Source organism: Pediococcus damnosus (assembly GCF_001611155.1).
GTDB classification, from domain to species: domain Bacteria; phylum Bacillota; class Bacilli; order Lactobacillales; family Lactobacillaceae; genus Pediococcus; species Pediococcus damnosus.
This window is the reverse complement of the sequence record NZ_CP012294.1, coordinates 972,431-987,541: the sequence shown is the minus strand read 5'-3', so window position 1 is coordinate 987,541 and position 15,111 is coordinate 972,431. Positions and strand designations below refer to the sequence as shown.

Sequence of the window (15,111 nt, the reverse complement as noted above, 5' to 3'; positions counted from 1 at the left end):
TAAACCATGTTTCCAAATAATTATTACTACTCTCTTAGCTAAATTGAACTTAAATTAAGCATCTACTGAACTTCAGATGAAGTTGACACACTTGTTGAATTGATAGCATTTGTTGAGTTACCTGAGCTAGTTGTGTTCGCGCTGGTTTTAGAACTTGTTCCACTAGATTCATTGCTACTATATGAATTATTATAACTACCCCGATTCGTCGTTGACCGCACACTTTCTTCGGTGCTGGACTCAACAGCTCGTTGAGAACTCGAAACGGCTTGATTCAACAAGCTGCTATCATCTTGCGAACTCGACGTCGTGGATGAACTATTACTGGTTGAAGAAACTTGGGTACTGTACTTCATAATCACGCCTGTAAAGGCATTAATTCGGTAATATTGAAGTGCAGAGCTCCCCTTTCCATGAATGGCGATGTACCAAGTTGGCACATATACGGAACCTTTTTGAATACTTAACAATCTGGTGTACCCCAAGCGTGACCATTCAATAACAGTATCGTTTGGCATTTCATTATACTGGTAAAGCCATATGATTGCCCGCTCCTGACTGATAGTATCCTGTTTTTCTCGGAGTGGCTGCGCATTTGTTAAATACCCCTGCGTATATCCCACGACTTGGTTGGCACTATTAACTTTGAATCGGATTTGACCAGATTTAGAAAAAATTCGCTGTCCTGATATTTTCTGTGTATAAATAATCTGACTATCTGTCGAAGTGGCTTTATCGTACTGATAGGATTTTCCATTCACAATTTCATCACTATTCTGGACAACTTTGTTCAGCGTTTGATCTGGGTTTTTAACATCAAGGGTGAGAGGTGTATTAAACGTACTAATAATTTCGCCGTCCGCCATTTTAGCTGATTGACCCGACAGCTTCTCCATCTTTGCCTTTAATTGTTTTGTACCAGAAGTTTGTGTTGAGATGTAGTACCCTTGCCCCTTTTTATTGGAAGGTTTTTTAAAGGAAATTGAATCATCACGCATTTCATTCAAAATCGTCGCACTATGATTTGTATTTGCCGAGGTAGGATGAACATCAGAGTTATTCTGGAAAAAAGAGACAGCTAAAAAGATATCTAGTGCCGCAAACGCCGCAAAGAAAATTAACTCAATTCTTTTGAAATCCATGTATGCTCATCCCCTTACTGTTGTGCATCTTCTATTAACTGCTGATATGAAACCCATTGATTTTTATAATTTACGTACCACGTTGGGGTCAAATTAACGACCAAATCGCTGGAAGGATTAGCTGTCCATTGATAGCCAATCTCAATATTATCAATATCATCTGTACTATACCCGCTATTTTTCAAGCGATCCAAGACTTCTTGTGTCGATGGCAGGGTTGTTCGATCTTTTCCGGTAGGGACAGGAACTTGTAAACTGTACAATGAGAAATCAATCTTCTTGGTTCGCGGCCCGGTAATCCGAATTTCGACAGTTCCATAATCTGTTTGATTAAAGATAGGGAATCCTTCCACATAACTTCGATAAACAACCGCATTATCATCAGCATCATATTTGTAATAACGCATATTATCCAGCGGAACTTCCATTTTCTTCAATAACGAAAAACTCTGGGACATCGCAGTACTCATGTTTTCATGATAGGATTTGCGTCCAGAAAGATCTTCATATGCTACAGTGCCTTTTTTATTATTAACCGTCATTCTTCTTGAATTATTATCATTATAAACGGTTTTACCACCTTGTTCTTTAGTGGTAACTGATGACGCATTATCATTATCTATTAAGGTAGATACAAAGTAAGCCGCCGTTTGTTTGTTTACGAGATAACTATACTCTGGAACCTTTACAGAATTCTCGTATTCCGTAATCATGCGATGATTGACCAAAGTTTGTTTGACGCCAAACTGTTGAACATTACCACTGATAATTTCTTTAATATGCGCCAAGTTTTGATTTCTTGTTTGAACTTTGTAAATTGCGTAATTTGTATCATTCAACAAATAAACTTGATTCCGTTTCTCCGTTGAAAAAACAATTCGTGAAAACTTACCACTAAAATTGACTTTTTGCTTAAACGCACTGTTTAGAATCCCATCAGTAACACTATCAGGATATTTTAACATCACCGTATTTTCTCGGTTCATCAGCGTTTCGTAAGCCTTTCGGTTATTAGTTGATTCTCTGGTTACCTTGCTTAACCGCCAGTCTTTAATGGCACTGCGCATCGAATCAGTCAGGTTAACCTTCGTATTATTAATCAAATGTGAGGTTGAATCAGCCTGCGTATAAATGACTTGGGTTGGCAAGAAAATGTCACCAAGCGATTTATTGGCTTGCTCACTCTGAATAACACTAGTGTTTGTATCTGATTGTTGTTTTGTTTTTTCATAACGGGCTGGACTCGTCCAAATAACCCAGGATAGTCCCACACTGATAAGGACAACTAACACCAGACCGATGTGAAGCAATAGTCGACTTGTTCGAATTCCTCTCATTCCCACTGATCCTCCTCATCTATTGGCTCATAAGGAAGTGAAATGTAGAACACTGACCCTTTGCCTTCCTTACTATCAACCCAGATTCGGCCACCATGCATAGAAATGATCTCTTTAGAAATCGCCAAACCTAAACCAGTTCCACCTTGAGCTCGTGAACGAGCCTTATCGACACGATAGAACCGATCAAACACATGGGTTAGGTCTTTCTTAGGAATTCCAAGTCCCTGGTCAGAAACGCTCAATATCACGTGATTATGCGTTTCAAGTAAACGGCACGTAATTGTCCCGCCATCGGGTGAATACTTAATAGCGTTATTCATAAGGTTATCTAATACCTGCTGGAATTTATCGGTATCAACTTCCACCCACAAATCACGGCGGGTAAACTCTCGTTTGATGCTATAGGTTTTATCTGGATTGTCATCGGTCTTCAAAATCATATCAAATCGATCCAAAACATGGTTGAACAATTCATTTAAGTTAATTAACTCTAAATCTAGTTTTGCAGTTCCAGAATCCATTCGTGACAAACTTAACAGATCATTAATCATCCGAGTCATTCGGTCTGTTTCATCCTGGGTGACCTTCAGAAATTTTGGAGCCACCTTCGGATCTTTCCAAGCACCATCTGTCAGCGCCTCTATATAGCTCTTCAAGCTGGTTAATGGTGTCCGTAGTTCATGAGAAACATTTGAAACAAATTGTTTCCGATCTTCATCAATCTTTTGTTGTTCAGTCACATCATGAAGCACACAAACAAGTCCACTAATGAAGCCTGATTCACGCTGAATTAATGCAAATGAAGCATGCAAAATCAAATCTTGTGTCTTCGTTGAGAAATCAAGCACAATATCGTCCTGATTTTCTAATAACTCCCTTAACGTGTATGTTGTTCGAATATCCAAAACATCCAAAATGGATTTTCCGGCAGTATGTTCGCCATCTGAACTTAAGAAATCCAGTGCCATATCATTTACAATGGTAATTCGACCCCGACGATCAGTTGCAATGACACCATCGGTCATATGAGATAGCACACTGTCCAAACGTCGTTGCTCGGACTCAGTTGATTCTTGCGCCTCTTCAATCCGTACAGACAAGTTATTGACCGCAGAAGCCAATTGACCTAATTCATCTTTTCCATAAACGTGAACGTGCCCAGAATAATCTCCACGCGCAATTCGAAGCGTCTGTTTCTTCATTTCTTCAATTGGTCGGGTAATAGCTCGCGAAATGATAATTGCCAGTAACAACCCCACGACAATGGCAAAGGAGGCCGCCACAAAAAAGATCAACATGATATTGTTGACATTTTTGTAGACACTCTCTAAATTAGCACGGACGTATAGCGCGCCCACCACCGTATTTGTGTTTCCACTGGTGTTAATCAATGGAATAATCGAAATATAATACCGATTATGGTTTCCTTGATCATAGTTAACCTGTTGATACGATCGCGAGTTATAAATAACATTTTTGATAGCGCGATCCGTTGTTTTTTGACCAACTACTGACTGTTCATTTAAGTCACTTGAAGCACGAACGGTTCCCTTACTATCAATAACACGAATTTCAGTAATATTAGTGTTATTAACGTCTGAAACAATTTGTTGAATCTGCTTGTTAGCAGAATTTGTATTGCTTCTAACCAACTGATCTGAAATCGTATTATCTACATACGTTCCAAGCTGGACCTGCGTTTTAAATTGGCTCAAATTTCGTTGTTCCAATTGACGTACAAAAATAACCCCGACGATTTCCAATGTTATCATTAATAACAAGGCGAATACCAAGGCTATTTTAAAGTTTATCGATTGGTAAAAACGGGTTTTCTTGTTCATAAGCAAACATGACTCCCATTATTTTTCATTTTCTGGATTGCGTAAATAGTATCCCACGCCACGACGAGTAACAAGATAAACCGGATTACTTGGATTCTCTTCAATCTTTTCTCGTAATCGTCTGACTGTCACATCAACCGTTCGGACATCACCAAAATAGTCATATCCCCAAACAGTTTGAAGTAAATGTTCTCGTGTCATTACCTGGCCCATATGTTGCGCTAGATAGTATAGCAATTCAAATTCACGATGGGTTAGATCTAACTGCTCACCATGTCGTGACACAGCGTATGCGTCAGGATTAATATCTAAATCACCGACTTTAATGTCGTTATTTTCTTGTTCTGCGCTTACTAATTGATCCTGACGACGTAAATTGGCCTTAACCCGGGCAACTAATTCTCGGTTTGAAAATGGCTTGGTAACATAATCATCGGCGCCAAGTTCCAAACCAACTACCTTATCTAATTCAGAATCTTTTGCAGTTACCATAATGATTGGAATACTGTGCTTAGCACGCACACGTCGGGCAACTTCCAATCCGTCAATTTTTGGAAGCATTAGGTCTAGTAAAATAAGATCTGGGCTTTCGTCCTCAACTTTTTGGAGTGCCTCTTCTCCATCATAAGCCGTAATAACTTCGTATCCTTCTTTGGTTAAATTAAATTTCACAATATCTGATATCGGTTTTTCATCATCGACAACTAAAATTTTTTGCATAAAGCTTAGTTCCTCCTTGCAGAGTGGTTTTTAAATTAAATCGTATATTCTATGCTTGGTAAAAAAGCTTAAAAGCATTGCGTTCTTATTATAACACACGTATTTCAGTGGCTACATGAGAAGGTCTAGATCAACAATTTTGTCATAGATTCACAAAGCTATTGACTCTGTACATGAGGTTCATTGTCAATATTTAGAACTCCAATTACCATAGAATTATTAAGAAAAGGTTGCCATAACTGGAAATATATGATAATATATTTAAGTCGGTTAATGATGGGTGGTTAGCTCAGCTGGCAGAGCAACGGACTCTTAATCCGTGGGTCCAGGGTTCGATCCCCTGACCACCCATAAATACCAATTAATCAGTAAGCACGCCGTGTTAAAACACCGTGATTACTGATTTTTTTATACCTTAATATCAAAAAGATGACCGCCATAAATTTGGTGGTCATCTTTTTTTACCTTGATTTATATTGACGAACCTAATATCCGAATCAAATTCAAACACTTTATTATTTAGTTAGACTCGATAAATCATCAATGTTTCAAAAATAAAATTCCAAACAAAAAAACTGCCATTAAAGGCAGTTTTTTCAATCTTATTTAATTAACTGATTTTAGTACCAGCCGTTTGCTTGCCAGAATGATTTAGCAGCTGACCATGAACCGTAACGTGAAGATACGTATGAGTTAGCAACCTTTTCTTGGTTAGCAGCTGAATAATCACCATGTAAGTATGAAGAACTTAATTGGTATTTACCAACATATTGGCCGTTTGTAGCTGTATATGAACCGCCTGATTCTTTGTTAGCAATCCATGCTTTGGCAGATGAATCGCCACCTGTAGTACTTGTGTTTGTTGTTGTTTTAGTTGATGCAGTGTTTTGACTTGTTTGGTTACTTTGTGCTGTTGTGTTTGTATTTTGTGAACTTGTTGATGTTGTGCTTTGTGTTGCTGGAACTGTGTTAACTTCCTTCTTAGTAGCAACCTTAATTTCGCCGTCGCTCTTAAGTAATAATTTCTGACCAACATAAATCAAATTAACGTTTTTAATTTTGTTTGCTGAAGCTAATTTTTGATAAGTTGTACCGTTATTCATTTTGTTTGCAATTGCTGAAAGAGTATCACCTGATTTAACTGTGTAAACTTCGTCAGCATGAGAAACTGTTACTAGTAACGTAAGGCCCAAGAATAATGCAGCCATCATAGCCACCATGAATTTTGTAATGTTAGTTCTTAATGTCATATTATATATACTCTCCTTGTTTTTTTAATATACCTAGTAGAATACACTCTCAATGTTGCAGTTATGTTTCAGTAGGGTTTATATTCATTGACCTTCATTTACGTTCATGTCACACTTTTGTAACATAAGACCTATTTTGCACTTAATTTAATTGAAGTTAATCTTACTTAGGCCTACACTGTCGGGGATCATAGAGATTACTATAATTGCCGCCATATCCGCGTTTCTTTCATATAGAATAGCTAAATTTCTTTTAAAAGCCATGGTTCCTTTCACTCATAAGACTAATTAGTCGATTTCACTAATAAGCAATTCTTTTGAAGTTCAGTAACTTATATCCCATGTTATAGGAAATATTTGTCATTCAATTTAAGGACAGATGTTCATATTTAGCCCATAATATCCTAACTTTCTTATATAATTTTCATGACATGAGCTTTCAAGTTATTTATAATTTGTTTATGCCATATTAAAAAAGGGAGGCTTTGTTTTTTATGTTATTAAACTTTACCATCTTAATTAGTCTGATTATTGCTTTAGAGCATCTTTACTTCCTATATATTGAACTCTTTGCCCCATATGCAAAGGTTGCAAGTTTCTTTAATCTACCAGAAAAAACCATTGAAGATCCAAACATGCAAAAATTCATTCAAAATCTGGGTTTGTTTAGTGGATTTGTGGGCCTCGTCCTTATCCTAACCATTGTCATCGTCCCAAACGGGCCCATGAAGTATGTTCTCATCTTCTTAAACCTTTTTATTTTTCTCAATGGGATCTACGAAGGTTTTGTATTTTCACGAAAGTTTTTCTTGTTTGAAGCCCTTCCCGGACTACTGGGCATGATTCTAGCAATTTTGATTTAACCTTACCTATTATGAATGTAATTTAAAACGGATGACCAAATTGGCCATCCGCTTTTTATTTTAATTTAGTTTAATTTAACCATTAACATGGCCCGAGAAGCTTGGCATAAATGCGCCACTAACCGTTTGAACAGAAACATTTTGTCCTGGTGCCGGTGCTGCTACATACTTTCCATTACCAATGTAGATTCCAACATGGTAACTTGCACCTTGTGATCCCCAAAACAGTAAGTCTCCGGGTTGTGCTTCTGCAACTGTGTGTTTTGTCACATGGCCTTCTTGAATAACTGTATTATGGCCTAGTGTTACACCCTTAGCGTGTGCATAAACCCATTCTGTAAATCCTGAACAGTCCATGCCGCTCATTGCTTCTCCACCCCATACATACGGAATATTCCGTGTTGCTAAGCTACGAGCCATATCACAAATTGAATTATTTTGAGCTGATGTCTCAGTTGTCATGGCCTGTGCTGTTTCGTTATTTGCAATTGTTTGCTCAGCCGTATATTGCTGATTACCTCCAGCAGTGGCATCGGCGCTAGCCACATGCGTAGCACCAAATGTAATCCCGAGAACCCCAACTGTGAGCACAAGTACTTGTTTGAAATTAATTTTTAACATAAGACTTCCTTTCCCATTACCTTAATTTATTTCTTATCATTTTAACAAGCTTAATCTTAACATGCACATAATACGCTCGCATGTAATTTTTTTTACAAACTCATCTCAAAATATGACAAAAAATTACAGAACGGGCTTTTATCTAAAAAGATAACCTTCATTTAACTACGCTTTATACAAATTTTTACCTTCATATTAAGCTCGAAACGCTGTTCTGATAAGAATTGAGAACTTTATGTAAAAAAATAACCGATCTGAACTTTCAGTCCGGTTACGATTTCAATCTATTTATATTCTATTAATTCGTTCTTTTTTCCTTCAATCAATACAATATTTACAAACAGGATTATGGCAATGGCTACTGCAGCCACGATAAATAGGGAAACGAAGGAGAAGGTATCAATAATCAAACTACCAACCAGTGGTCCTAAAGCACGTCCTGCCGAAGGAAACGAACTTGCTAACCCTTGATAGCGACCTTTCATTCCATAAGGCGAAAGTAGGTTTGCAATGGCTGGAATTTGTGGAAATGTAATTGCTTCACCAATCGTTAGAATAATCATTGATAGGACAAACGCTACGTACTGCGTTGCAAAGACTAAAATTACAAATGAGGCAATTATAAACACCATTCCAACGTAAACTTGATGGAAAGGATCTTTAAAAACTTTTCCTCCTTGCCAACTCAAGAAAGCCTGGACAATCACAATAAAGAGACCATTTACCGTCCATAAGAAACTATAATCTTTAAGCGGAATGTGTAAACTCAACATATAAACCGATATATTGCTATTCCATTGTTGATAGAAGATCCAAATAACGAATAAACTAATAAATAAGGTATACATCACAATCATATTCACATGCGGTAATTTTTCAGTTTTAGAAGCTGGATTCGCATCTTGATCCATTTGATCCAATCGTTCTGGTCGTTCACGTTTAACATGATAGTTCAGTGCCGCTACCACAAAAAAAACAGCGTATAAAGCGGTCGAAATGGCAAATAGCGGAGCCAAATCGTCTTTAAACATCAACCCCACAACGGCCGTTCCAATCATCACACCCAAATTTTGGACAAAGTACAGCATGTTAAATACAAACCGACCGTCTTTACTATGCACAGTCGTTCCTAAAGCATTTACAAACGCCAGAATCCAACCAGTTCCCAGGCCGATACAAATCAACATAATGGGATAAATTGGCCAATCATTCACAAATACCAGAACTAGCATGCTCAAGGCCGTGAACGCAATTCCGCCTAGCAACAAATAATAGCCATCGTACTTATCAAACAAACGTCCAGCAACAAATGCTCCCACGATACTAGCAACCGAGTTGAGCATCAAGACAATTCCCACAACGGTGAGGGAATGGCCTAAAATGTTATGCATATAGACCGTTGTTAACGGCCATACAAAGCTCATCCCGATGCTATCCATCAAGGATCCAAGCAACAAATACCGTAATTTAAGTTCTTTCATCGTCCCCTCCATTTATCCTTCAATTAACTAAAAATCTACATAATATAACAGCTTTACATTTAGAGAAAATCTAAACATCGGATCCCTCATTCGTGCAAAACTGCTAATGTTGGTCTAATTATCAGGTACATACGCAATTGGCGCAAATTTGTTATACGACTTCACAAATAATAACTTCACAGTCCCCCGTGGACCGCTTCGATTTTTCTCAATGATGACCTCAACAGGGCCCACATCTGGTTCTTCACCCTGACGCGGATCAGAATCGTTATTATTATTATCACTATCTTGATCATCATCACGGTCATAATAATCTTCACGATACAAGAAAGCGACAATATCAGCATCCTGTTCAATTGATCCAGATTCACGAATGTCTGATAATACTGGCCGTTTATCTTGTCGTTGTTCAACTCCACGAGAAAGCTGCGAGAGCGCTAAAACTGGTACTTTAAGCTCTTTAGCTAGCTTTTTTAATTGACGAGAAATTGCAGAAACTTCTTGCTGGCGATTTTCTTGACCAGAACCTTCAATTAGTTGTAAGTAATCAACCACAACCAATCCTAAATTTCCCTGTTCCTTTGCCAACCGCCGACATTTAGCTCGAATTTCAGCCATTTTTATTCCCGGCGTATCATCAATATAAATATTAGCCTTTGCTAAACTCCCCATGGCAATAACCAGGTTTTGCCACTCTTCTTCATTTAACTGACCAGTTCGCAAATGATTGGCATCGATACTACCTTCAGCACACAACATCCGGTTAACTAACTGTTCAGCTCCCATTTCCAAACTAAAAATGGCCACTGTTTTATCTGTTTTTGTCCCCACATTTTGCGCAATGTTTAATGCAAAAGCAGTTTTCCCGACAGCTGGGCGCGCTGCTAAAATAAAGAGCTCATCTGGATGCAAGCCGGCTGTAATCTTATCTAATTCACTATACCCCGTAGACAATCCAGTAATTTCATCGCCATTTTGATACAGTTTGTTAATTTCAGTCATCGAATCGGTCAATACATCTGAAATCTTCTTAAATCCTGACTGATTCCGATCTTCGGAAACTTCGCTAATTTCTCGTTCCGCATCATCTAAAACATCCCCAACGCTCTCATCTTGCTGATAGCTTTTGGTGACAATCTTAGTTGCAGCTTTGATCAAACGCCGTAAAATGGCCTTCTCTTGAACAATTTTTGCATAGTAAACAACATTGGCTGCAGTTGGAACGGACGCTGCCAATTCCGCAATATAGCTAATGCCACCCACATCATCCAGCTGATTTTGGGCCGATAAACGGTTATTCATCGTCACAACATCAATTGCTTCATCTTCATCATTTAAAGTGACCATCGTTTGAAAAATAATCTGATGGGCACGCTGATAGAAGTCTTCGGGTGTTAAATATTCCATTGCTTCCACTAATGCATCGGAATCCAGGAAAATGGCACCTAAAACGGCCTTTTCCGCATCACTATTTTGTGGCGGGGTTTGATTCTCTAAACTATCATTATTCATGTTTCTACCTCTGATGACTTAAAAGTTACTAAAATAAATTCATAGCCACTCTTTATAGAGTACTACACAGTCATTTCACCACAAAATAAATTGGCTCTACTTACTTTTCTGCGACATGAACACGGATCTTTGCGGTCACACCTGGGTGCAACTTGACCGGAACATTCGTGTATCCTAAGACACGGATTGGATCCGTCAATTCAATCTTTCGTTTATCTATTTTGAGATCGAATTGCTTTTCAAGTGCCTGGGCAATTTGTTTGCTAGGAATTGATCCAAACAAACGGCCGTCAGTTCCCGCTTTAGCAGTTAATTCAACAACAGTTTTGTCATCTTCTAATTTTGTTTTCAACTTTTTAGCTGTTTCTAAAACTTCTTCTTCATGTTTTTCTTCAGCCCGTTGTTGGCCCTTCAAACTACTCATAGCACCCTTCGTAGCTGCCTGTGCCTTACCATTCTTAATAAGAAAGTTTTGCGCATAGCCATCTGGGACATTCTTAACCTCGCCGCGCTTACCTTTACCTTTAACGTCTTCTAAAAAAATTACTTTCATGAAGTTCACTCCTCGTCGTCTTTATTTTCTTTATCGTTTTGCTTTTTTAAAATAGTGGTTAACTGCGTTTTAACTTCAGCAACAGATTGACCTTCAATTTGGGTAGCTGCACTGCCCAAATGTCCGCCACCACCCATTTGCTCCATAATTAATTGAACATTGACATCTCCGGCACTTCGCGCAGAAATTCCAACCACTTTCTCGGAACGTCTTGTAATGACAAATGACGCTTCAATCCCAGAAATTGTAAGTAATGAATCAGCTGCTTGGGCGGCGGTAACCGGGTCGTACGTTCGATCATTTTCACCCACACAGACAGCCAACTTATTATCCACAAATTCAACGGACTCAATCAGGTGATTGCGTTGTAGATAACTATCCACATTTTCCTTCATAAAGTGACGAATCAAACCTTCGTCTGCCCCAACTGACCTTAGATAACTAGCTGCGTCAAAAGTACGTGTCCCAGTTTTTGTGGTAAAGGACTTGGTATCAATTTCGATTCCAGCCAGCATCCCCGTTGCTTCAATCGCATTAATTGGTTCACTGTCTTTCGACTGATATTCAAACATTTCCGTAATTAGTTCACAAGTTGAAGATGCATACGGTTCAATATAAACCAAAACTGGGTTTTCAGGAAACTCTGTGCCTCGGCGATGATGATCAATAATCATTACCCGGTTTTCAAGTTTCTTATAAAGCTCAGGTGCCGTTGTTAAGGACTGCTTAGAATGATCTACCATAACAAGCAGGCTTTGACTATTTGCATTCTCCAAAGCGGCCTCAGGGCTAATAATGGACTCCTTGATCGCTGGATAATCTTCTAAGGAAGTCAATAATCGTTTAACATCCGAATGTATATGTTCTTCATCCAAAACAATCCAACACTGGCGATTATTCATCTGCGCTATTCGGCGAATTCCTAAACATGCGCCAAGCGAATCCATATCTGCTTGCTGATGACCCATTACAAAAATCTGATCGGCCTGCGACATCAATTCGGTAACCGCCTGACTAATCATTCGTGCTCGGACCCGAGTCCGTTTTTCCATCGGATTAGTTTTGCCACCATAGAAGCGGGCCTGTTCATCGGGTGCCTTTACAACAACCTGATCACCACCACGTCCTAAAGCTAAATCCAAATTACTTTGCGACAAGTCAGCCAAATTATTTAAATCCTGATCACCGTAAGCAATTCCGATACTTAACGTAATTGGAAAATTTTGCTTGGAAGTAGCTTCTCGAATGGTATCTAATAGTTTGAAATTATCAGCTTCCACCTTCTGCAAAACTTCGGCATACATTAAAACGAAAAAGTGATCATCATCCACACGTTTAAGATACATTCCAAATTCTTGTGCCCAACTAGAAATCTGATTTGTCACAAAGCTACTTAAACTTGAAACATCCGAATCTGCCATTGATTGCGTAACTTCATCATAATTATCCAAGAAAACCTGGCCAATTACAATTTGCGAATCATCGAAAGCTTCCTCAATTTTGGCATACTTCGTGATATCCATCATGTACAGCACATGACTATCTTGCTCGTTTAATAAAGTGAACTGTCGATCACCCCAAGAAACGGTCACCGTTCCTTTTTCTTCACGGTGATCTTCTAAAAGCTTACCGAGATCCTTATCTACATTAGCGATTTTTTTACCCAAGACATCTTTATCGCCCATATAGCCTTGCATATAAGGATTAATCCACTCTATTTGTTCTTCATCCCCATAAATGATAATTCCCAACGGCATTCGTAAAAGCGAATCCTGTTCACTACGTTTAATTCGAAATGAAAGGTCCGAGATATATTTTGTCGTTTCTTCATTCACTTTATGAAGCGTATCGTTAATAAAGATACTTCCCAAAATGAGAATTATCAGTAATGCGATTCCTAATATCCAGTTGTAATAAAACGCAACCCCATCACCAACGATTGACAGCAAGATAATATAAATTGCTAACAATCGCAGGCGAGGATTCCGCATAAAGACTGGGAACCTTTCTGCTAAGCGTAATTTTTTCATAATTTCTCCTCGAATTGTGTACTAACCTCATTTTATCACAAAGATCCAAGACAAAGAACCGTCAGTAATCAGCGGTATGTGTCAAGTTTTAGTAGGTTGTGCTTCTAATTAGATTTTATTTAAGCTTTTACCTGCTTTTTGTTCCGTTCCGGCGCTGATGTGGGGCCGTGTGGGTCGCTTGCGAGCTAACTTCTGTCCTCAGGCCAGAAGTGGATCTCTCCAGTCTTCCCATGTCTCTAAGCGATAAATCGCCAAGTGACATCGACACACTCTTTCATCAACGCCTCCACTACACCTATTATTCAAGTTTTTACGAAATAATCTTCACCAAATTACCCATGGCACTGCTAGTTGCTGCATCTAGGTGAAGGCTACCATGCTTGATTCCTTGATGTTGCGTAAAGGGTTGCTTAAGAAAATGACTTGCAGATATTTTAACTGGTTTGATGTTTATTGGTGAGGCGGCAGGGACATTTAACATTGCTGCTTCCAGTTGACCATTAATTTCACTCGTAATCACGTTAACCATCGCTTTTAAGCCAGCTTTACTCCAGGAACGACCTTGATGTTTTAATTGGTACGTAAAACGGCGATGGTTACTTTCACAGCCACCCAAGCACACATTTTCAGCCGTTAAGCTGCGCTCAACAGCTGGTTTTAAGTAATTCCAATTACGTTTCAAATAACGTCGTAAAAGTTGAATTGACTCAAGAATATCTGTATCGCTAGCTATTGATTCACAAGTATCAAGAATAACCTGAATTTGGTCACTATCCCAATTATGAACAGCCTGAAATAACATATTTTGTAGTCTCTTAGGCATCATGCTTAATCGCTTACGAATTTTTCGATTCAAGTGATAACGATCTAAAAAATGCTCATGTTTTTTTGCCCCAATTGCTAATTCATCAAAGCAGGATGGTTCATAACCACTGCCATTATCGCTACCGGTGATCACCGTAGTGTGTTGTAAATCATAGTTTTGACTTAAATAATCTTGTGCTTGCTTAAAAACTACTCGGCGGTTTAATCCTGTAAACACATGCCGGTTTAGCGTCTGTCGGCGCTGGCCATTTTGGGTAATGCCTTCCGTTAATTGAAGTCGGTGCACAAAAATATTCTTATGGTGGTGTTTAGCCTTTATAGCGACACAAAAGGCATCACCTTCTAGATATAAATAAGGAACTTGACGTTTCTTTGCTACAGCTACTAACGTGGTTTCTTCACGCTGCTTTTCACATTGCGTACCTGCTGTTTGATAAAGTTGACCAACTTTCTGATGACTGATAGAAAGTGGTGTTAAAAGGTTAACAGCCAAAGCTGTTGTCCGTAAAACACTATGTGAAGCTAGCTTGGCAACCTTTTCGACCATTAAGGGTGAAAATCTACTTCGTGGAATTAACTGCAAATAACGATCTAAAGGAAATACATATTTTTTATCAGTTAGTTTCACTAACCGGCGTTTGAAAGTCACGGCCCCACACATAAAATTCAAAGTTCTTTCGCGCTTGCCCACAATTTCTTGGTATTCTGTTTCGCCAATTAGAAGATCATCAAGATCTTCTAACGCCTGGCCTAAGGCAGTGGCAATCAAAGTCTGACACTGCATCATTAAATTCTGTTCCGCATCAAATAAACTATTACTGTCCTTTAAAACTGTCATGATTTCTGTTAAAATTTGAGACATGAAGACCGTTACCTCCTAATTTTTGGCTGCTATACCTAATTAGAAGATTAACGGTCTTCTCTTGTTTTGAA

12 protein-coding genes and 1 tRNA gene are annotated in these 15,111 nt (G+C 38.6%); 2 read left to right on the top strand and 11 right to left on the bottom strand.

The annotated features are described in order from the left end of the window. Nucleotides 1-62 precede the first annotated feature (62 nt). From ADU73_RS04745 to yycF, 4 genes are read right to left on the bottom strand one after another with little or no spacing between them, the layout of a single operon-like run. A complete protein-coding gene (locus tag ADU73_RS04745) occupies nt 63-1,142 on the bottom strand; it encodes a two-component system regulatory protein YycI (RefSeq protein WP_052694547.1) in 1,080 nt (359 codons plus the stop codon). Nucleotides 1,143-1,156: 14 nt separating this feature from the next. Beyond that, nucleotides 1,157-2,479 carry a YycH family regulatory protein gene (locus tag ADU73_RS04740; protein ID WP_046872133.1) on the bottom strand — a complete coding sequence of 441 codons (1,323 nt, stop codon included), beginning with the start codon at nt 2,477-2,479 and terminating at the stop codon, nt 1,157-1,159. Continuing rightward, a complete protein-coding gene (walK, locus tag ADU73_RS04735; RefSeq protein ID WP_062913223.1) occupies nt 2,476-4,323 on the bottom strand; it encodes a cell wall metabolism sensor histidine kinase WalK in 1,848 nt (615 codons plus the stop codon). The genes ADU73_RS04740 and walK overlap by 4 nt, the downstream gene beginning before the upstream one ends. A gap of 18 nt (nt 4,324-4,341) precedes the next feature. After that, the gene (gene yycF, locus ADU73_RS04730; protein ID WP_046872131.1) at nt 4,342-5,043 is read right to left on the bottom strand and encodes a response regulator YycF; all 702 of its coding nucleotides are present in this window, start codon (nt 5,041-5,043) and stop codon (nt 4,342-4,344) included. Nucleotides 5,044-5,321: 278 nt separating this feature from the next. Between yycF and ADU73_RS04725 the strand changes: the two genes are divergently transcribed. Beyond that, nucleotides 5,322-5,394 (top strand) — tRNA-Lys (locus ADU73_RS04725). Between the two features lie 269 nt (nt 5,395-5,663). Here ADU73_RS04725 and apf read toward each other — a convergent pair. After that, complete coding sequence (apf, locus tag ADU73_RS04720) at nt 5,664-6,293, bottom strand: aggregation-promoting factor (RefSeq protein ID WP_046872038.1); 630 nt, start codon at nt 6,291-6,293, stop codon at nt 5,664-5,666. 494 nt (nt 6,294-6,787) lie between these two features. Here apf and ADU73_RS04715 point away from each other — a divergent pair, with 494 nt between their 5' ends. Next, nucleotides 6,788-7,156 (top strand): DUF1304 family protein, encoded by a 369-nt coding sequence (locus ADU73_RS04715; RefSeq protein WP_046872037.1) that lies wholly within the window; start codon nt 6,788-6,790, stop codon nt 7,154-7,156. 75 nt (nt 7,157-7,231) lie between these two features. On the opposite strand, the gene ADU73_RS04710 is transcribed toward ADU73_RS04715, so the two are convergent. From ADU73_RS04710 to ADU73_RS04685, 6 genes are all read right to left on the bottom strand, one after another. Further along, nucleotides 7,232-7,777 (bottom strand): C40 family peptidase, encoded by a 546-nt coding sequence (locus ADU73_RS04710; RefSeq protein WP_046872036.1) that lies wholly within the window; start codon nt 7,775-7,777, stop codon nt 7,232-7,234. 284 nt (nt 7,778-8,061) lie between these two features. Next, entirely contained in the window at nt 8,062-9,258 is a 1,197-nt protein-coding gene (locus ADU73_RS04705) for an MDR family MFS transporter (protein WP_062913222.1), read from the bottom strand. A gap of 114 nt (nt 9,259-9,372) precedes the next feature. Then, on the bottom strand, nt 9,373-10,770 hold the full coding sequence (gene dnaB / locus ADU73_RS04700) for a replicative DNA helicase (protein WP_046872034.1): 1,398 nt from the start codon (nt 10,768-10,770) through the stop codon (nt 9,373-9,375). 100 nt (nt 10,771-10,870) lie between these two features. Continuing rightward, nucleotides 10,871-11,323 carry a 50S ribosomal protein L9 gene (gene rplI, locus ADU73_RS04695; protein ID WP_046872033.1) on the bottom strand — a complete coding sequence of 151 codons (453 nt, stop codon included), beginning with the start codon at nt 11,321-11,323 and terminating at the stop codon, nt 10,871-10,873. Nucleotides 11,324-11,328: 5 nt separating this feature from the next. Next, nucleotides 11,329-13,353, bottom strand: coding sequence for a DHH family phosphoesterase (locus ADU73_RS04690; protein WP_046872032.1), 2,025 nt, complete (start codon nt 13,351-13,353; stop codon nt 11,329-11,331). Nucleotides 13,354-13,663: 310 nt separating this feature from the next. After that, entirely contained in the window at nt 13,664-15,040 is a 1,377-nt protein-coding gene (locus ADU73_RS04685) for an ISLre2 family transposase (protein WP_062913221.1), read from the bottom strand. Between the last annotated feature and the right edge of the window lie 71 nt (nt 15,041-15,111).

Coding starts and splice junctions, on each gene's coding strand:
- ADU73_RS04745 (WP_052694547.1), bottom strand. CDS start 1,142: ATGGATTTCAAAAGAATTGAGTTAATTTTCTTTGCGGCGTTTGCGGCA.
- ADU73_RS04740 (WP_046872133.1), bottom strand. CDS start 2,479: ATGAGAGGAATTCGAACAAGTCGACTATTGCTTCACATCGGTCTGGTG.
- walK (WP_062913223.1), bottom strand. CDS start 4,323: ATGAACAAGAAAACCCGTTTTTACCAATCGATAAACTTTAAAATAGCC.
- yycF (WP_046872131.1), bottom strand. CDS start 5,043: ATGCAAAAAATTTTAGTTGTCGATGATGAAAAACCGATATCAGATATT.
- apf (WP_046872038.1), bottom strand. CDS start 6,293: ATGACATTAAGAACTAACATTACAAAATTCATGGTGGCTATGATGGCT.
- ADU73_RS04715 (WP_046872037.1), top strand. CDS start 6,788: ATGTTATTAAACTTTACCATCTTAATTAGTCTGATTATTGCTTTAGAG.
- ADU73_RS04710 (WP_046872036.1), bottom strand. CDS start 7,777: ATGTTAAAAATTAATTTCAAACAAGTACTTGTGCTCACAGTTGGGGTT.
- ADU73_RS04705 (WP_062913222.1), bottom strand. CDS start 9,258: ATGAAAGAACTTAAATTACGGTATTTGTTGCTTGGATCCTTGATGGAT.
- dnaB (WP_046872034.1), bottom strand. CDS start 10,770: ATGAATAATGATAGTTTAGAGAATCAAACCCCGCCACAAAATAGTGAT.
- rplI (WP_046872033.1), bottom strand. CDS start 11,323: ATGAAAGTAATTTTTTTAGAAGACGTTAAAGGTAAAGGTAAGCGCGGC.
- ADU73_RS04690 (WP_046872032.1), bottom strand. CDS start 13,353: ATGAAAAAATTACGCTTAGCAGAAAGGTTCCCAGTCTTTATGCGGAAT.
- ADU73_RS04685 (WP_062913221.1), bottom strand. CDS start 15,040: ATGTCTCAAATTTTAACAGAAATCATGACAGTTTTAAAGGACAGTAAT.